Below are 17,795 nucleotides of genomic sequence, written 5' to 3'. Positions count from 1 at the left end.
TCACGCCGGGGTCGGACCCGATCGAGCCGTAATCGCAAGGAGTTCACACCGGTGATACCGAGATGGCCGGCGCCTGTGAAGCGCCGCACCGCCGCACCCGGAGGGGCCGCGGCCCCACGGATCGCGGCCGTCACCGTCGCCGCGCTCGCGGCGACACTCCTGACACCCCTCGCCGCACGGGCCGGAGCCCCGCCCGCGCCCCCGTCGGACGCGAAGCTGGCGAAGACCGCCGCCCGCCACGACCTGACCCGCGAGCAGTTCTACTTCGTCCTGCCGGACCGCTTCGCCAACGGCGACACCCGCAACGACCGGGGCGGCCTGACCGGCACCCGGCTCACCACCGGCTACGACCCCACCGACAAGGGCTTCTACCAGGGCGGCGACCTCAAGGGGCTGACCGGGAGGCTCGACTACATCAAGGGCCTGGGCACCACCTCCATCTGGATGGCGCCCATCTTCAAGAACCAGCCCGTGCAGGGGACCGGGGCGAACGCCTCCGCCGGCTACCACGGCTACTGGATCACCGACTTCACCCAGGTCGACCCGCACTTCGGCACCAACCAGGACCTCAAGGACCTCATCTCCAAGGCGCACGCCAAGGGCATGAAGGTCTTCTTCGACGTCATCACCAACCACACCGCCGACGTCGTCGACTACGAGGAGAAGTCCTACGACTACCTCTCCAAGGGCGCCTTCCCGTACCTGACCCGGGACGGGCAGCCCTTCGACGACGCCGACTACGCGGACGGCACCCGGCGCTTCCCCCGCGTGGACGCCGGCTCCTTCCCGCGGACGCCGACGGTGCCGGCCGCGAAGAAGGACCTGAAGGTCCCGTCCTGGCTCAACGACCCGGCGATGTACCACAACCGGGGCGACTCGACCTGGGCCGGCGAATCGGCCACCTACGGCGACTTCAACGGCCTCGACGACCTGTGGACCGAACGGCCCGAGGTCGTCGACGGCATGGAGAAGATCTACCAGCGGTGGGTGAAGGACTTCGCCATCGACGGCTTCCGGATCGACACCGTGAAGCACGTCGACATGGAGTTCTGGACGCAGTGGGCCACCGCGCTGGACGCCTACGCGGCGAAGCGGGGCCGCGAGGACTTCTTCATGTTCGGCGAGGTCTACTCCGCCGACACCTCCGTCACCGCCCCCTACGTCACCCAGGGCCGCCTGGACTCCACGCTGGACTTCCCCTTCCAGGACGCCGCCCGCGCCTACGTCTCCCAGGGCGGCAGCGCCGCGAAGCTCGCCGCCGTCTTCGGTGACGACTACAAGTACACGACCGACAAGGCCAACGCCTACGAGCAGGTCACCTTCCTCGGCAACCACGACATGGGCCGCTTCGGCACCTTCCTGAAGCAGGACGACCCAGGGGCCGGCGACGCCGAACTGCTGCGGAAGGACAAGCTGGCCAACGAGCTGATGTTCCTCAGCCGCGGCAACCCGGTGATCTACTACGGCGACGAGCAGGGCTTCACCGGCGCCGGCGGCGACAAGGACGCCCGCCAGCCGATGTTCGCCTCCCGCATAGCCGACTACCTGGACGACGACCAGCTCGGCACCGACCGCACCCACGCCGAGGCGGCCTACGACACGAGCGCACCGCTGTACCGTCAGATCAGCACCCTCGCGAAGCTCCGCAAGGCCAACCCGGCCCTCGCGGACGGCGTCCAGACCGAGCGGTACGCCGCCGACGGCGCCGGCGTCTACGCCTTCTCCCGCACGGACGCCGGAACCGGCACCGAGTACGTCGTCGCCCTCAACAACGCCGACACCGCCAGGACGGCCACCTTCGCCACCGGCTCGGCCGGCACCACCTTCCGCGGCCTCTACGGCACCGACGCCACCGTGCGGTCCGGCGCCGACCGGCGGATCACCGTCACCGTGCCCGCCGGCTCGGCGATCGTCCTGAAGGCCGCGGGCCGGCCCGCCGCCCCCGCCACCGCGCCGGCGATCACCCTGAAGGCCCCGGAACCCGGCGCCACCGGCACCGTCGAACTGACGGCCGGTGTCACCGGCGGGCAGCTCAACCGCGTCGTCTTCGCCGCCCAGACCGGCAACGGCGCCTGGCGCACCCTCGGCTCCGCCGACCACGCCCCCTACAAGGTCACCCAGACCATCGGCGAGGACACCCCGGCCGGCACCGCCCTGCGCTACAAGGCGGTCGTCGTCGACTCGGCGGGCCGCACCGCGAGCGCCACGGCCGCCTCGGTCACCGGCACCCCGCCCGTCGAGCAGCCGCCCACCGCCGCCTCCCGCGACTACGCGATCGTCCACTACAAGCGGCAGGACGGGAACTACGGCGACTGGGGCCTGTACGCCTGGGGCGACCTCGCCGACGGCGAGGCGACCACCTGGCCCGCCACCCACCCCTTCACCGGCCGGGACGCCTACGGCGCCTTCGCCCACGTCAGGCTCAAGCCCGGCGCGTCGAACGTCGGCTTCCTCGTCATCGACAAGGACGGCAACAAGGACGTCGCCGCCGACCGCACCATCGACGTCGGCAGCACGGGCGAGGTGTGGATCGAGCAGGGCAAGGAACAGGTCGTCACCGAGCGGCCCCAGTACCCGGCCCAGGACACCACCAAGGCCGTCCTGCACTACCAGCGCCCCGACGGCGCCTACGACGGCTGGGGCCTGCACGTGTGGACGGGCGCCGCGAACCCCACGGACTGGTCGAAGCCGCTGGCACCGGTGAGGACCGACTCCTTCGGCGCGGTCTTCGAGGTGCCTCTCACCGAGGGCGCCACCAGCCTCAACTACATCCTCCACAAGGGCGACGAGAAGGACCTGCCCACCGACCAGGCCCTCGACCTCAAGGCGAACGGGCACGAGGTGTGGCTGCTGAGCGGCCAGGAGAAGTACCTGCTGCCGCAGCCCGCGGGCTCGGCCGCGGCCGTCGACCTCACCACCGCCAAGGCCGTCTGGATCGACCGGGACACCGTCGCCTGGAACGGCGCCGAGAGCGCCGCCTCCACCCAGCTGCTCGCCTCCCGCAGCGGCTCGGTCAAGGCGGAGAACGGCACCCTCACCGCGGCCGACGCCCAGTGGCTGCGCCTGACGAGGACGACCCTCACCGACGCCCAGAAGGCGAAGTACCCGCACCTGAAGGCGTACACCGCCTGGTCCGTCGACCCGCGCGACCGGGACCGGGTCCGCGAGGCCCTGCGCGGCCAGGTCGTGGCCTCCCAGCGCGCCGCCACCGGCGCGGTGCTCGCCGCGACCGGCGTCCAGACCGCCGGCGCCCTCGACGACCTCTACGCCGGCGCCACCCGGGCGAGCCTCGGCCCGGTCTTCCGCCACGGCCGCCCCACGCTGTCCGTGTGGGCGCCGACGGCGCAGAGCGTGAAGCTGGAGATCGGCGACCGCACGGTGGGCATGCGCCGCGACGACGCCACCGGCGTCTGGTCCGTCACCGGCCCGGCGTCCTGGAAGGGCAAGCCCTACCGGTACGTCGTCCAGGTGTGGGCGCCCACCGCGGGCGAAATCGTCACCAACAAGGTCACCGACCCCTACTCCGTCGCCCTGACCACCGACTCGGAGCGCAGCCTCGTCGTCGACCTCGACGACCGGAAGCTCGCCCCGGGCGGCTGGACGGACTACACCAAGCCCGAGGCGGTGCCGCTGAGGGACGCCCAGATCCAGGAGCTGCACGTCCGTGACTTCTCCGTCGCGGACCGCACGGCCGACCCGGACCTGAGGGGCACCTACCTCGCCTTCACCGACAAGGACAGCGACGGCTCGAAGCACCTGCGCGACCTGGCGAAGGCCGGCACGTCCTACGTGCACCTGCTGCCCGCCTTCGACATCGCCACCGTCCCCGAGGACAGGTCCCGCCAGGAGACGCCCGGCTGCGACCTCGCCTCCTACCCGGCCGACTCCGACCGGCAGCAGGAGTGCGTGACGAGGACCGCCGCCAAGGACGCCTACAACTGGGGCTACGACCCGTACCACTACACGGTCCCCGAGGGTTCCTACGCCACCGACCCGGACGGCACCGCCCGCACCGTCGAGTTCCGCAGGATGGTCAAGGGGCTCAACGACGACGGCCTGCGCGTCGTCATGGACGTCGTCTACAACCACACGGCCGCGAGCGGCCAGGCGGCCACCAGCGTCCTGGACCGGATCGTGCCCGGCTACTACCAGCGGCTGCTGGCCGACGGCTCGGTCGCGAACAGCACCTGCTGCGCGAACACGGCCACCGAGAACGCCATGATGGGCAAGCTGGTCGTCGACTCGGTCGTCACCTGGGCCAGGGAGTACAAGGTCGACGGCTTCCGCTTCGACCTCATGGGCCACCACCCGAAGGCCAACATCCTCGCCGTCCGCAAGGCCCTCGACGCGCTGACCCCCGAGAAGGACGGCGTCGACGGCAAGAAGATCATCCTGTACGGGGAGGGCTGGAACTTCGGCGAGGTCGCCGACGACGCCCGCTTCGTCCAGGCCACCCAGAAGAACATGGCCGGCACCGGCATCGCGACCTTCTCCGACCGGGCCCGCGACGCCGTGCGCGGCGGCAGCCCCTTCGACGCCGACCCCGGCGTCCAGGGCTTCGCCTCCGGCCTGTACACCGACCCCAACTCCTCGAAGGAGAACGGCACCGAGGCCGAGCAGAAGGCCCGCCTGCTGCACTACCAGGACCTGATCAAGGTCGGCCTCTCCGGCAACCTCGCCGCCTACCGCTTCACCGACACCGACGGCAAGGAGGTCAGGGGCTCCGAGGTCGACTACAACGGCGCCCCCGCCGGATACGCCGACGCCCCGGGCGACGCCCTCGCCTACGCCGACGCCCACGACAACGAGTCCCTGTTCGACGCCCTCGCCTTCAAGCTGCCGGCGGACACCTCCGCCGACGACCGGGCCCGCATGCAGCTCATCGCCATGGCGACCGCCGCCCTCTCGCAGGGCCCGGCGCTCTCCCAGGCGGGCACCGACCTGCTGCGCTCCAAGTCGCTGGACCGCAACTCCTTCGACAGCGGCGACTGGTTCAACGCCATCCACTGGAACTGCGCCGACGGCAACGGCTTCGGCCGAGGGCTGCCGCCGGCCGCCGACAACAAGGACAAGTGGTCCTACGCGGCACCCCTGCTCACCTCGGTGACGGCCGGCTGCCCGCAGATCCGGGGCACCTCGGCCGCGTACCAGGACCTGCTGAGGATCCGCACGGGCGAGAAGGACTTCTCCCTCGCCACGGCCGGCCAGGTGCAGTCCCGGCTCTCCTTCCCGCTCTCCGGGAAGGACGAGACACCCGGCGTGATCACCATGCGCCTCGGTGACCTGGTCGTGGTCTTCAACGCGACCCCGCAGGAGCAGCGGCAGCGGGTGGGCACGCAGGCCGGGACCGGCTACCGCCTGCACCCGGTGCAGGCGTCCGGAGCGGACCCCGTCGTGAAGCACGCGGCCTACTCGGCGGAAACCGGCACCTTCACGGTCCCGGCCCGCACGGTGGCGGTCTTCACCCGCGCCGGCTAGCGGGACGCTGCGGTTAGGGTGCTCCTGTCCGCCGTAGAACAGGAGCACCCATGCCGCAGATCACTGTCGAGCGTTCACCCTCCCTCGACGACGTCGACTGGACGGCGTTCGCCCTCGCCCTGCACCCGGTGGTCGTCGAGACGGCGGCCGCGCGGCTGGAGGCGTGCAAGACGCGGGTCCTGATCACCGAGGACGAGGCCGTCGGCGCCGAAGGGGAGGGGCACGCCGTCGTGTACGTCTCGATCGCCCTGCTCGCCGGGCGGTCCGACGAGACGAAGGCGCGGCTCGGCGAGGCCGTGGTGGAGCTGCTGCGCAAGCACGTCGAGCCCCGGGACGGGCTCACCCTGCACCTGTCGGCCGAGGTCCGCGACCTCGACCCGTCCTACCGCAAGGCCGAGATCTGACCTAGGACACCGGTTCGATCAGCCGGCCGGCCGGCTCCGTGAACGGGCCGTCGGCCGGCTCGTCCGCGACGACGCGGCGGAGCAGCGCGCCCATCTCCTCGTCGTGGGCGGCGCTCACCGCCAGCAGCGCGGCGAAGTCGTGCACGAGCTGGGACTCCAGCTCGGCACGCGGGATGCGCCGGCCGTCCAGCCAGATCAGGGCCGTCGACTCGGCGAGCGAGATCCAGGAGCGCACGACCAGTTCCAGGCGGGCGGGCGGATCGGTGACGTCCAGGTGCGCGAGGATCTGGACATACGCGGCCTGCCGAACGGAGTCGACGAGCGCGTTGGTCGTGGACGAGCCGACGGCCGGGCCGCCGCGCATCAGGGCCGAGAAACCGGGGCCGTGCTCGTCGACGAAGTCGAAGTAGCGCCCCATCACCCGCAGCAGCCGCGCGCCCAGCGGCCCCTCCATGGGCTCCACGAACCGGGCCGCCAGATCGCTGGAGGCACGCTGCAACGCGGCCTCGTACAGGCTGAGTTTGCCGGGGAAGTAGTGGTAGACCAGCGGACGCGAGATGCCGGCGGCCGAGGCTATCTCGTCGATGGAGACCTCGTCGGGCGAGCGGCGGCTGAACAGTTCGAGCGCGACGCCGATCAACTGCTGCCGCCGCTCCTCGACGCCCATTCTGCGGCGCACCCCGGTAGTCATACGAACACCTTACCGATCGAATCCGGCCTTCGAACGGGCCGGACCGGGCATCGGTGTTCACCGGTCTCACAGATCCAGTACGAGCCGCGCACTCCTGGCGCGCGAGACGCAGATGAGCATCGAGTCGCCGCGTTCGGAGTCGGTCAGCAGCTCGTCCCGGTGGTCGATCTCGCCCTCCAGCACCCGCTGTTGGCAGGTCCCGCACCAGCCCTGCTCGCAGGAGTACGGCGTGTTCGGCAGCTCGGCGCGCACGGCGCCCAGCACGGAAGAGCCGGCGCCCACGGTCAGGGTGCGGCCGCTACTGACGAGTAGGCCCGCTCGGAACCCGTCGGCGCCCACTTGTTGACGCCGGTGTCAGCAAGCGTGGCTCCCGCGGCTAGCGCAGTCCGCCGATCGTCCGCCCGTCCTTCAAAACGCCCTTCAGCTGGGCCTGCGCCCCCTTCTCGGCCGCCGCCGTGAGCAGGTGGCCGTCGGCGGAACCCTCGACGCCGCCCGTCGCCTCGATCGACTCCGTGTCCCGGCTGCCGGCGGCCAGCAGGTACCAGTGCCCGCCCTCCGACTTCCACAGCACCCCGGCCAGCACGTGCGGATCGCGCTTGCCGCACGCCGGTACGTCCTCGGCCTTCGCGGCCACCGCGCCCCGCGCCCCGCCCGGCGTCCGGAACTGCGCCATCACCCGGGCCCCGTCGCCCCGCCAGGTCTCGGCCCGCGTGCACACCCACTCGCTCGCGCTTCCCCCGTCCGTTCCGTCAGCGCCGGGCAGCGGCTGGCTCGCGAACTCCCAGGCGTTCACCGACCGCACCCCCTGCCCGCGCACGGCGCCCAGCGAACAGGCGTACGGCGCCCACAGACGCAGCGCCCCGGCACCGGAGGCCTCCTCGGCCTTGCCGGGCCGCCCGGTGGTGAGGCGGGCCGGCACCAGCTCGCCGAGGTCGCTCGCCAGCCGGGTGTGCGAACCGTCGGTCAGCTGGAGCACGTTCCACGACGTGCAGGCGCCGGACCGCTGGACCGGAGTGGCCAGCGGCGAGGTCACCCCGTCGGTCAGCGTCAGGTCCATCGCGCCGGAACCCGGCCTCGTCAGGTCCCGTTCGGCCGCCTTCGTCACCCAGGGCGCCGTCAGGTAGCGCACGTCGCCGTCGGACCGGCCCAGCACCACCGCGGTCGCCTCCTTCCGGCCGGCCCCGTCGGCCCGCGCGAAGTCGAGGGCGGCGCCCGCCGTGCCGTCCTTCGGCTCGGCGTACCGGACGACGCGCAGACCGTCGTAGAAGATCACCACGTGGGCGGTGTCGACGGTCCCGGCGTACAGCAGCTGCGGCGGTCCGGCCGGCCCGCCGCTCGCGGTGCCCGCCGTCGCCGAGACCCGCACGTCGCCGCCGGGGCGGGCCCAGACGGCGAGGGCCCGGCGCAGCAGCTTCGTGTCGCCGGTGAGGGCACCGCGCGCCGGCCACACCGAGAAGTCGGTGCGCGCGGACGTCTTCCAGGCGGCGGGCGCGGCCTTCGTCAGCCTGCCGGGGTCGAGCGCCGCCTCGGCCGCCGGGTTGCGCGCGTACGCCGGGGCGGCGGCGCCGTCCGGGCCCCAGCCGTCCCCGGGCAGGCTCAGCAGCGCCCCGCCCACCGCCAGCGCGGCCGCGGCCGCCAGTGCCGCCTTCGTGTGCCGGCGCCGCCGCATCAGATCGGTGGGCCGCACCTGGAGCCGGCAGGGGTCGAACTCGGGGGAGGCCAGCAGCGCGTACTGGTCCGCCACCCCGTCGGCCTCGCGCAGCGCGGCGTCGGCGTCGGCGACCCCGGCCGCGGTGAGCAGCCGCCGTACGTCGCCGTCGGGGAGCCTGTCGAGACCGCGCAGCACGTACGCCGCCCGGGCCGGACCGGACAGGGCGGACAGCCGCTGGTCCAGGGCGAGCTCGTCGGCACCGCCCGAGCGCGGGAAGAGCTTGAGCCCCCACACCTGGGGCAGCAGCGGCGGGAACTGGGACCGCCTGGGCCACGCCCGGCGCCGGAGCGGCAGCCCCGCCTCCAGCGCCGTGCGCACGACCCGCAGACGCACCAGGGCGTACCCCGGGTCGCCCTCGCGGCCGGCCGACTGGGCCGGGATGACGGGGGTCGTGGTGCGGTTCCTGGGCAGTGCGCGCTGCGTCAGCGCGTGCGCCGTCAGCACCCGGCGGCTGCGGCCGAGGCCCGGCGGCAGCACCAGGTAGGCGAGCCGGACCAGGCCCGGGTAGTGCTCGACGAGCGCGGCCTCGGCCTGCTCGACGTCGACGACCGGGCCGCCGACGGACGGTGCGGAACGTGGGGCGACATCCTGTGACTGCACGTCCAGCAGAACGAGCCAGTCGGCCCGTGGTCACCCGGGGCGTTGAGCGCTCCGCCCTCCGTGGCCGTACCGATGGGCAGAGCCCCGCGCCGGGGCTCCGTGCGGCATGTCGCCGGAAGGACCGGAGGAACACATGGGGCTGACCCGACCGAGGCTCGCGCTGGCCGGAGCGGTGACGGTACTGGCGCTGGCGGGCTGCGCGTCCGAGGGGGACGGCGAGGCGGCCGTACCGGAGACGGCGACCGGGAGCCTGGAGCACCTGGCCGCCGAGGCCGAGTGCGAGCCGGACCTGCAGACCGACGCGGACACCATCCGCCAGGCCATCTGCGTGAAGGGCGACGAGAAGTACGTCCTCGCCACCTTCGCCACCGACCGCGGACAGCGCGAGTGGATCGACACGGCCAAGGACTACGGCGGTTACTACCTCGTCGGCCGCAAGTGGGTCGCCGTCGGCCACGAGGACGTCGTGGCCGGCCTGCGCGGCCGGCTCGGCGGCTCCCTGGAGCAGGGGGCGCGGCACGGGGGCGCCGCGCACCCGGCCGGGCACGGCGGTCACGGCGGCTGACCTCCCGCGGACACGGGAGGGCCGGTGGCGGACTCCGCCACCGGCCCTCCCGGTCCCCGGCCGCCTTTACTACGTGCAGTCCTGGCCGTTGTTGATGCAGTCGACCACCTTGTTCATCAGGTCCTCGTCCATGACGTTGATGAAGTCGTTGTGGTCGGTGATCGGCTTGTGCAGCTGCTCCGGGAAGCTGTCCACGGCGTACGGGTTGCGCACCTGGCCGTTCTCGACGACCGGGGTGGGGATGTCGTACACCAGGCGGACCTGGAGCTGGGGGATGGCCCGGAAGCCGTCCGGGCAGTTGCCGTTCTCGTCGACGAACGCCGTGTGGGTGCGGTGGTTGGCGCTGTCGGTGTTCTGGCCGTCCCAACAGCTCTGGAAGTTGGCCGTCCGCACCACCTGGCTGCCGTCGGGGCACAGCGGGTACTTGTCCGTCACCTGCCGGTCCTCGAAGCCGGTGCAGCTCCACGAACTGTTGGCGTTGGCGTCGCCGTTGACGAAGGACTTGGCGTCGCCGGTGATGATGCGCAGGAACTTGGGCATCGCGACCACGTCGCCCTGCCGGTTGCCGACGAACTTCAGTTCCGCCTGGGCCGGCTTGAGGATCGTGCCGATGTTGCCCTCGGCACCGCCGCCCTGGTCGCCCGCGTCGAACTCCTGCGTGCCGTCCTGGAGCCGCAGCACCGGCCAGTAGTAGGTGGACCTGTCGCCCTGGTTCCGGCACGAGGTGTCGGCGTTCGCCAGGTCGTCGTCGCTCGAGAAGGCGTCGTTGTCCTGGTTGCCGACGTAGTCGTGGGTGTGGTGCGCGCCGTTGTCGACGCCGGGGGCGGCGATCAGGTTGTCGCTGTTGAAGAGGTTGTTCTCGTTGACGCCGCAGTCGGTGGTGAAGGTGCCGGTGGAGCCCCCTTCCCCGTCGGCGGCGAGGCCGTTGCGGCTGTTGCGCGAGTCGGGCCGGACGTCGTTGATGTCGACGAAGTCGTCGGCCACCGGGCCCGCGACACCGTTGCCGTTGTCGTCCGGGTTCTGGCCGTCCCCGCCCTGGTCGTCGCCCTGGCCTCCGCCTTGGTCACCTCCGCCCTGGTCACCGCCGCCGTCGCCCTGGCCGCCGTCGTCCTGCGGCTGGTCCACGGGGCGGCCCTGGCATGCTGCCAGGTCGTCCAGGTTGTCGTCCGCCCGGCCGCCGGCCCGGTTGATCTCCAGCTGGATCCGGTCGATGATCGCCTTCCGCCGGTCCTTGAGCGGACCCAGAATGGCGTTCTCCACGAACCGGGAGTCCCCGGCCTGCGCACGCCGCGTGGTGGCGAGCCGCTGGTAGGCGTCGGTGATCTGACTGTCCAGCGTCGCCAGTTCGCCGTCCACCTCCCCGCGGGCGCGGTCCGGCACCTCCTTGATCCGCTGGCCGACGTCGGGACAGCTGATGGTCGCGACCTGCGCCGCGGCCGACCTGGTGCGGTTGTGCGGTGAGTGCTCCTCGTGGGCCGAGGCGTAGAAGTTCGCCCAGACCAGCCCGCCCCCACCGAGCGCCAGGGCCGCCGCCCCGGCAACGGCTTTCGTGGCCAGCGGCATTCGGCGTTTTCTTGTGTTGCGTCCCATGGAACTCCTCTGACTTCCTTGCGGGGCATCGAGGCGCCCGACAGGAGTGAAGCGGCTCCCTTCCATACGGAAGCCGCTCCGGAGGTGTTCACCCGTCCCGGCGATTGCGGGGACGCGAGGGACCGGTGTGACTCAGCGTCCGTGGTCGAGATACGCCAGAACCGCCAGGACACGGCGGTTGTCGTCGTCCGAGACCTCGAGGCTCAGCTTGGCGAAGATGTTCGCCGTGTGCTTCGCGATCGCGCGCTCCGTGACGACGAGCCGGCCCGCGATCGCCGCGTTGGTCCGCCCCTGCGCCATCAGTTCCAGCACCTCCCGCTCCCGGGGCGTCAGCCGCTCCAGCGGCCGGTCCTCCGCCGCGCGCCGGCTGAGCAGCTGCTGGATGACCTGCGGGTCCATTGCCGTGCCGCCCGCCGCCACCCGCCGTACGGCGTCCACGAACTGCTCCGCGTCGAAGACCCGGTCCTTGAGCAGGTACCCCACCCCGCCGCTGCCGTCGGCGAGCAGCTCGCGCGCGTAGAGCTGCTCCACGTGCTGCGACAGCACCAGCACCGGCAGCCCCGGCCGCTCCCGGCGGGCGGCGAGCGCGCACTGCAGGCCCTCGTCGGTGTGCGTGGGCGGCAGCCGGACGTCGACCACGGCGACGTCCGGATCCAGTTCGGCCAGCGCCCGGGACAGCTCGGGACCGGACTCGACGGCCGCGGCGATCTCGAAGTCGTGGGCCTCGAGGAGCCGGACCAGTCCGTCGCGCAGCAGGAACAGGTCTTCGGCTAGGACAACGCGCAAGGGATCTCCATGGTGACCATGGTGGGACCGCCCGCCGGGGAGCTGACGGCCAGGACGCCGTCGAATGTACCCAGCCGCCGCTCCACCCCGGCCAGCCCGGACCCCGGTCCGGCCACCGCACCGCCCTTGCCGTTGTCGGTGATGGACACGCGCAACTGCCCCTCGGCGTGGTGGACGTCGACCCAGATCCGGTCGGCGCCGGAGTGCTTCACCGCGTTGGTGAGCAGCTCGCTGACCGCGAAGTACGCGGCCGACTCCACGGGCGCCTCCGCGCGGCCGGGCAGGTCCACGTCGGTCTCGACCGGGACGGGCAGCCGCAGCGCCAGCGCCCGTACGGCGTCGCCGAGTCCGCGTTCGGCGAGGACCGGCGGGTGGATGCCGCGCACCAGCTCGCGCAGTTCGGTCAGCGCCTCGGCCGAGGACTGCCGGGCCTGCGCCAGCAGCTCGCGGGCCTTCGACGGGTCCTTCTCGATCAGGGCCTCGACGGTGCCCAGGTCCATGCCCATGGCGACCAGCCGGGCCTGGGCCCCGTCGTGCAGGTCCCGTTCGATGCGGCGCAGTTCGGCGGCGGAGGTGTCGACGGCGTCGCGCCGCGTCTCGGTCAGCACGCGCACCCGCTCGGCCAGTTCGCCCTCACCGCCGAGGAGGCCGGCGGTGAGCCGGAAGTGGGCGTGCAGCATGCGCGGGGCGAGCCAGAGGGCGGGGAGCAGGAGGGCGATGCCCAGCGCCGCGGCGTAGTACGCGGAGGTCTGGTCGGTGACGTGCACGAAGCCGTACCAGTACCCGTCCGGCAGCACCCGCCACAGCCCGGCCGCGATCACGAGCCCCTCCAGTGGATACAGGGGCAGCGCGAAGGCGAGCAGCGCGAGGACGAACCCCGCCGTCATGTCGGCCGGCAGCCAGCGGACGTCCCGCCAGGTCGCCGGGTCGCGGAGCATGCCGAAGGTGCGGGCCCACGGGTTGGCGTCCGCCGGCAGCGTCCGGTACGTCCGCGGGATCCGCACCCCGCCCCACTCGGCGGCCAGCAGCCGCCGCCGGTCCGCGAACTCCCGCACTCCCCGCAGCACCCACGGGGTGGTGACGATGCCGACGCCGATCGGGACGAGCGCGACGGACACCAGGGTCAGGCAGAAGCACAGCACCGCGCAGGGAAGGCAGATCAGTGCCAGGCCGAGTCCCCGCACGGCCGCCAGGCCCACGTTCCGTATCCGCATGCCGCCGCCGTCGCTCGTCGTCTCGAAGCCCATGGCATCAGTCTCGCGGAGGCGGCGGAGCGGGTCACGGGGCCGGGCCCCCGGTCAGGGGGTGGTGCCAGGTACACCCCCGGCCACCGCGAGCACCTTCGCCTCCGTCTCCGGGTCCAGCCCCACCGGCGGCCGGTCCGGGCGGAGCGGCGCCGTGCCGCCGATGTCCCGCAGCCAGGCCCAGGTGTCGGAGACGGTCTCGGCCACCGGCCGGCAGCGCAGTCCCGTCGCCAGCGCGCGGGAGACGTCGGCCGTGTGCAGGGCGTCGTGCAGGTCGCTGCCCGGCGGCACCCACACCGGCAGCTGCGTCCACGGCCGCACGCCGGCACCGAGGACGGTGTCCGGAGCCGTCCAGCGCAGTTCGGCCGCGCCGCCGGTGACCCGGACGCAGGCGTCGAGCAGGTCGCCGGTGGTGGTGTGCCCCGGCGCGGAGGCCAGGTTGTACGGCCCGCTCAGTTCCCGTTCCACCGCGCCGAGGGTCCAGGCGGCGAGGTCGCGGACATCGACGTACTGCAGGGGCAGGTCCCGGGGTCCGGGAGCGAGCACCGGGCCGCCGCGCGCGACGCGGTCCAGCCACCACGGCAGCCGCCCGATGTTCTCGTACGGGCCGAGGATCAGCCCGCTGCGCACGAGCACCGAGCGGTCCGCGCCGAAGGCGTCCAGGACGGCCAGTTCGGCGCCCCGCTTGTCCAGGGCGTAGTCGCGCTGCCCGGCGTCCGCCGCGGCGCCCTCGACCAGCGGGGCGTCCTCGGCGTACCCGGCGGGCGGGGCCCAGGCGTACACCGAGCAGCTGGACACGTACACGTACCGCCCGGCGCGGCCGGTGAGCAGCCGGGCCGCGTCCCGCACCGCGCGGGGCGCCGCCGACCAGGTGTCGACGACGGCGTCCCAGGTGCCCTCGGCGAGGGCGGCGAGCCCGTCGGGTGCGGTGCGGTCGCCGTGCAGCGACCGCACGCCGGGCGGGGCCGCGTGCCGTCCCCGGTGGAAGACGGTCACCTCCCAGCCACGCCCGAGCGCCGCCTCCACGACGGCCCGCCCCACGAACTCCGTACCGCCCAGCACCAGTAGCCTCATGCGGGCCACTCTGCCCGGTGCGAGGGCGCGGGGGAACGGGCCTCTGCCGACAGCAGAGCCTCAGCGTCCGGTGGGCGGCGTGTACTTGTAGCCGACGCGCCGCACGGTCTGGATCGTCCGCCGGTGCTCGGCGCCCAGCTTGCGGCGCAGCCGGGCCACGTGCACGTCCACGGTGCGGCCGTCGCCGACGTGGCCGTAGCCCCACACGGTGGTGACGAGCCGGTCGCGGGTGTGCACCCGGTGCGGGTGCGCGACGAGGTGGGCGAGCAGCTCGAACTCCAGGTAGGTCAGGTCGAGTTGCCGCCCCTCGACGGCCGCGGTCCGGCGCGCGGCGTCGATCCGGACGAGCGGGTCGCCGAGGACCTCGGCGTCCCTGGTGGCCTCGGTGTCCGCGGTGCCCCTGCCGTCCCGCCGTGCGGTGCCGGGCACGGCCGCCGGCGGGAAGGGCGGCTGCTGGTCGGCGGGGACGAGCACCAGGTAGCCGACCATGGGCGGCCGGCCCGGCAGGGTGGGCAGCGTGTGCGGGGGAGCGGGCAGCCAGGTGGCACCCGGCGGCAGCAGGTCCGCGACGGTCACCACCTCGTCCCGGTCGACGGCCCGCAGCCGCGGGTGACCGTGGGGGGCGGGGGAGACGGAGGACACGGAGGACAGGGAACGGGTGGTCGCCATGAGTCGTCAGCTCTTTCGCGCGAAGGGGTTCGTCGAGGACGTACGCGGTTCGCGCCGGCCGGAGGCCGGGAAGGGATCCGGGCTTTAGAGGGCCGGCGCGTTCGTCGCGCGACAACACACCCGGTCGAAGTCGTGGTGCTGACGGGAAGGCCAGAACGGCTCGAGGTCACGGCGACCTGTCGCGTCGTACTTCCGGAAGCTGGCCATGTCCCCATTGAAGCAGACACCGGCGCCCGGCAGGAGCCCCCTCTCACCGCTCGGACAACGCGCGGGGGCGCCCACCCCGACCGGTGGACGCCCCTCGGCGCTGACTGATGCGGCGCGGATCAGACCTGACCGGCCTTCTCCAGGGCGGAGCAGCAGGTGTCCACCAGCAGACGGGTCACCACGTACGGGTCGACGTTGGCGTTGGGACGGCGGTCCTCGATGTAGCCCTTGCCGTCCTTCTCGACCTGCCACGGGATGCGGACCGAGGCGCCGCGGTCGGAGACGCCGTAGGAGTACTCGTTCCACGGGGCGGTCTCGTGCAGGCCGGTGAGGCGGTCGTCGATGCCGGCGCCGTAGTTCTTGACGTGGTCCATCGGCTTGGAGCCCTCGCCGAGCGACTCGCAGGCGGTGATGATCGCGTCGTAGCCTTCGCGCATCGCCTTGGTCGAGAAGTTGGTGTGCGCGCCCGCGCCGTTCCAGTCGCCCTTGACCGGCTTGGGGTCGAGGGTGGCGGAGACGCCGAAGTCCTCGGCGGTGCGGTAGAGCAGCCAGCGGGCCACCCACAGCTGGTCGGAGACCTCGAGCGGCGCCAGCGGGCCGACCTGGAACTCCCACTGGCCGGGCATGACCTCGGCGTTGATGCCGGAGATGCCGAGGCCGGCCTTCAGGCAGTTCTCCAGGTGCGCCTCGACGACGTCACGGCCGAAGATCTCGTCCGAGCCGACACCGCAGTAGTAGCCGCCCTGCGCGGCCGGGAAGCCGCCCTCGGGGAAGCCGAGCGGACGGGACCCCTTGAAGAAGGTGTACTCCTGCTCGATGCCGAAGATGGGCTCCTGCGCGGCGAACCGCTCGGCCAGGGCGGCCAGTTCGGCACGGGTGTTGGACGGGTGCGGCGTCATGTCCGTGTCGAGGACCTCGCACAGCACCAGGATGTCGTCGCCGCCGCGGATCGGGTCGGGGCAGGAGAAGACCGGCTTGAGCACGCAGTCCGAGGAGCGGCCCTCGGCCTGGTTGGTGGAGGACCCGTCGAAACCCCAGACGGGCAGGGCGTCCAGACCCGCCGGGGCGTCCGTGATGATCTTCGTCTTGGAACGGAGCTTGGCCGTCGGCTCGGTGCCGTCGATCCAGATGTACTCAGCCTTGAAGGTCACGGGGCCACATCCTTCGGGGTGCGTTTTGGCGCACTTGCGGGTGCTGCGGCACCGGTGCGCCGCTTCTACTGCCGTCAGCGTGTCAACGGGCGATTTCCCGTCCGTTGCCCGTTTGTGAATCCCGTGTTACCGGGGGGTGGTGTGGCGCGACTCACGGGCCCGGGAGGCGGCTCGGCGTCTCCGCCCGGCGGGTACCGGGCGGAGACGCCGAGGGCGGGGGTGGAGGGGCGGTCAGCCCACCTTCTCGATCAGCGCCCGGCGGACGAGGAACTTGCCCGGCTCCCGGACCTGTTCGAACGCCGCGTCGTTGAGCAGCACGCAGCTTCCCGAGACCGAGTCGACCCGCACGGTCGTCGACCTGCCGTTGTCCAGGTTGGTCACCCGGAGCCGGGTGCCCGCCGGGAACTGGTTGCTGGACGCGGCCGGGGCGCCGCCCTCGGCCGGAGAGGGTGACGGTGGAGCCGTTGCACACCTGCTCACCCGCCTGCGCGGCGCCGCCCGCCTCCCCGGCCTGCTGCTCGCCCGCTTCCTGGCCGGTGCCGTGTCCGGTGTCCTGGCCAGTCTCCTGCCCGGCGCCTTGGTCGGCGTCCTGCCCGGTCGGCTGCCCGGTGTCCTGGCCGGCGCCCTGCCCGGTCTCATGCCCGTTCCCCGGCGGCTGCGCGGTCGGGGAGTCCTGAGCCGACTCCCCGACCGCGCACCCGGACGCCTCCTGCTTGCGCTCGATCTCCTCGACGACCGCCTCCCGGTTGGCGATCCGGGCCTCCGACTGCGCGTCGGGGGCGGCCCGCTGGCCCTCGATGAACCGCAGGTTGTTGCCGAGCGCGGTGGCCAGGCCCTGGCACACGGTGGAGTCCTGCGCGGACCTGGTCTGCGCGTTCTGGGTGGTCTGCGCCGCGTTCGAGGCGTTCGCCGTCACGAAGGCCCCGCCGCCCGCCACCGACGCGGCGCCCACCAGCAGCGCGATCTTCTTCTTCGTACCGAGACTTCTCCTGCGCGACATGCGCGCCTCCTGAAGAGGTAGGGGAGCGTACGCCGCTATGTACGAGATACCGAACGGGGTGACTCAGCGGTCACGGGGATCGGCGGACATAACCTGCGTCACGGCCGTCGCCGGGACGGGCCTCAGCGGGACAGGGCGTCGCGGACCGCCTCCTCGGAGCGGCCCACGACGGCCGTACCGTCGTCCGCCGTGATGATCGGGCGCTGGATCAGCTTCGGGTGCGCGGCGAGCGCGGCGACCCAGCGGTCGCGTGACGCGTCGTCACGGGGCCAGTCCCGCAGACCGAGTTCCTTCGCGTCGGCCTCGCCGGTGCGGGTGATGTCCCAGGGTTCGAGGCCGAGGCGGGTGAGAACCGCGCGGATCTCGTCCTCGCTGGGCACGTCCTCCAGGTAACGACGGACGGTGTAGTCGGCGCCCTCCGCGTCGAGCAGGCTGATGGCGCTGCGGCACTTGGAACAGGCGGGGTTGATCCAGATCTCCATTCCGCACACGGTAGCCCGAGGGGCGCGAAACCCGTTCCCCCCGCACGCCTCAGCACCCCCGAAAGCCCTTGTGGCCAGGGGCTTTTGTCAGTGGAAGGGGGTAAAATAGAAGCAGTGTTCGAGGGTGTCGCCGGGGTGGCCGG

At 72.7% G+C, this 17,795-nt stretch carries 12 protein-coding genes and 2 pseudogenes; 3 read left to right on the top strand and 11 right to left on the bottom strand.

The window, feature by feature from the left end; translation table 11 throughout:
- The first annotated feature begins 51 nt into the window (after nt 1–51).
- Together pulA and AC0VYN_RS27860 are read left to right on the top strand one after the other, a co-directional pair.
- Nucleotides 52–5,478 (top strand): pullulanase-type alpha-1,6-glucosidase, encoded by a 5,427-nt coding sequence (gene pulA, locus AC0VYN_RS27865; protein ID WP_475533167.1) that lies wholly within the window; start codon nt 52–54, stop codon nt 5,476–5,478.
- Nucleotides 5,479–5,528: 50 nt separating this feature from the next.
- On the top strand, nt 5,529–5,882 hold the full coding sequence (locus tag AC0VYN_RS27860; protein WP_475533166.1) for a 5-carboxymethyl-2-hydroxymuconate Delta-isomerase: 354 nt from the start codon (nt 5,529–5,531) through the stop codon (nt 5,880–5,882).
- A gap of 1 nt (nt 5,883) precedes the next feature.
- On the opposite strand, the gene AC0VYN_RS27855 is transcribed toward AC0VYN_RS27860, so the two are convergent.
- The 3 genes and pseudogenes from AC0VYN_RS27855 to AC0VYN_RS27845 all read right to left on the bottom strand — a co-directional run bounded on the left by AC0VYN_RS27855 (nt 5,884) and on the right by AC0VYN_RS27845 (nt 8,884).
- Nucleotides 5,884–6,573: a TetR/AcrR family transcriptional regulator gene (locus AC0VYN_RS27855; RefSeq protein ID WP_475533165.1), complete on the bottom strand. Its 690-nt coding sequence runs from the start codon at nt 6,571–6,573 to the stop codon at nt 5,884–5,886.
- Between the two features lie 66 nt (nt 6,574–6,639).
- Nucleotides 6,640–6,873 (bottom strand): annotated as a pseudogene (locus tag AC0VYN_RS27850) (2Fe-2S iron-sulfur cluster-binding protein); the annotation flags it as partial.
- A gap of 76 nt (nt 6,874–6,949) precedes the next feature.
- Nucleotides 6,950–8,884, bottom strand: a complete 1,935-nt coding sequence (locus AC0VYN_RS27845) for a hypothetical protein (RefSeq protein ID WP_475533164.1) — start codon at nt 8,882–8,884, stop codon at nt 6,950–6,952.
- A gap of 133 nt (nt 8,885–9,017) precedes the next feature.
- Between AC0VYN_RS27845 and AC0VYN_RS27840 the strand changes: the two genes are divergently transcribed.
- On the top strand, nt 9,018–9,449 hold the full coding sequence (locus AC0VYN_RS27840; protein WP_475533163.1) for a hypothetical protein: 432 nt from the start codon (nt 9,018–9,020) through the stop codon (nt 9,447–9,449).
- A gap of 69 nt (nt 9,450–9,518) precedes the next feature.
- Here AC0VYN_RS27840 and AC0VYN_RS27835 read toward each other — a convergent pair whose 3' ends face one another.
- From AC0VYN_RS27835 to AC0VYN_RS27800, 8 genes and pseudogenes are all read right to left on the bottom strand, one after another.
- Entirely contained in the window at nt 9,519–11,039 is a 1,521-nt protein-coding gene (locus tag AC0VYN_RS27835) for a DUF1996 domain-containing protein (protein WP_475533162.1), read from the bottom strand.
- 132 nt (nt 11,040–11,171) lie between these two features.
- Nucleotides 11,172–11,825, bottom strand: a complete 654-nt coding sequence (locus tag AC0VYN_RS27830; RefSeq protein ID WP_475533161.1) for a response regulator transcription factor — start codon at nt 11,823–11,825, stop codon at nt 11,172–11,174.
- A complete protein-coding gene (locus AC0VYN_RS27825) occupies nt 11,810–13,072 on the bottom strand; it encodes a sensor histidine kinase (protein ID WP_475533160.1) in 1,263 nt (420 codons plus the stop codon). Before AC0VYN_RS27825 ends, AC0VYN_RS27830 begins: the two co-directional genes overlap by 16 nt.
- 51 nt (nt 13,073–13,123) lie before the next feature.
- Entirely contained in the window at nt 13,124–14,143 is a 1,020-nt protein-coding gene (locus AC0VYN_RS27820; RefSeq protein WP_475533159.1) for an SDR family oxidoreductase, read from the bottom strand.
- Between the two features lie 60 nt (nt 14,144–14,203).
- A complete protein-coding gene (locus AC0VYN_RS27815; protein WP_475533158.1) occupies nt 14,204–14,812 on the bottom strand; it encodes a winged helix-turn-helix domain-containing protein in 609 nt (202 codons plus the stop codon).
- 326 nt (nt 14,813–15,138) lie between these two features.
- Nucleotides 15,139–16,170: a glutamine synthetase gene (gene glnII, locus AC0VYN_RS27810; RefSeq protein WP_385471743.1), complete on the bottom strand. Its 1,032-nt coding sequence runs from the start codon at nt 16,168–16,170 to the stop codon at nt 15,139–15,141.
- A gap of 231 nt (nt 16,171–16,401) precedes the next feature.
- Nucleotides 16,402–17,170 (bottom strand): annotated as a pseudogene (locus tag AC0VYN_RS27805) (hypothetical protein).
- A gap of 122 nt (nt 17,171–17,292) precedes the next feature.
- Nucleotides 17,293–17,652: an arsenate reductase family protein gene (locus tag AC0VYN_RS27800; RefSeq protein WP_475533157.1), complete on the bottom strand. Its 360-nt coding sequence runs from the start codon at nt 17,650–17,652 to the stop codon at nt 17,293–17,295.
- Between the last annotated feature and the right edge of the window lie 143 nt (nt 17,653–17,795).

The sequence above is a fragment of the Streptomyces sp. 63XJN7_1_ISO-PGPR-S23-121 genome, from assembly GCF_056173025.1.
The sequence above is the reverse complement of the archived record's forward strand: the minus strand, read 5'-3'. Positions and strand labels throughout refer to the sequence as shown.

Bases quoted from the DNA above. Each gene is read 5' to 3' on its own strand.
- AC0VYN_RS27840 (WP_475533163.1), top strand. From the start codon at position 9,018: ATGGGGCTGACCCGACCGAGGCTCGCGCTGGCCGGAGCGGTGACGGTA.
- AC0VYN_RS27860 (WP_475533166.1), top strand. From the start codon at position 5,529: ATGCCGCAGATCACTGTCGAGCGTTCACCCTCCCTCGACGACGTCGAC.
- AC0VYN_RS27800 (WP_475533157.1), bottom strand. From the start codon at position 17,652: ATGGAGATCTGGATCAACCCCGCCTGTTCCAAGTGCCGCAGCGCCATC.
- AC0VYN_RS27855 (WP_475533165.1), bottom strand. From the start codon at position 6,573: ATGACTACCGGGGTGCGCCGCAGAATGGGCGTCGAGGAGCGGCGGCAG.
- AC0VYN_RS27835 (WP_475533162.1), bottom strand. From the start codon at position 11,039: ATGGGACGCAACACAAGAAAACGCCGAATGCCGCTGGCCACGAAAGCC.
- AC0VYN_RS27815 (WP_475533158.1), bottom strand. From the start codon at position 14,812: ATGGCGACCACCCGTTCCCTGTCCTCCGTGTCCTCCGTCTCCCCCGCC.
- AC0VYN_RS27825 (WP_475533160.1), bottom strand. From the start codon at position 13,072: ATGGGCTTCGAGACGACGAGCGACGGCGGCGGCATGCGGATACGGAAC.
- AC0VYN_RS27820 (WP_475533159.1), bottom strand. From the start codon at position 14,143: ATGAGGCTACTGGTGCTGGGCGGTACGGAGTTCGTGGGGCGGGCCGTC.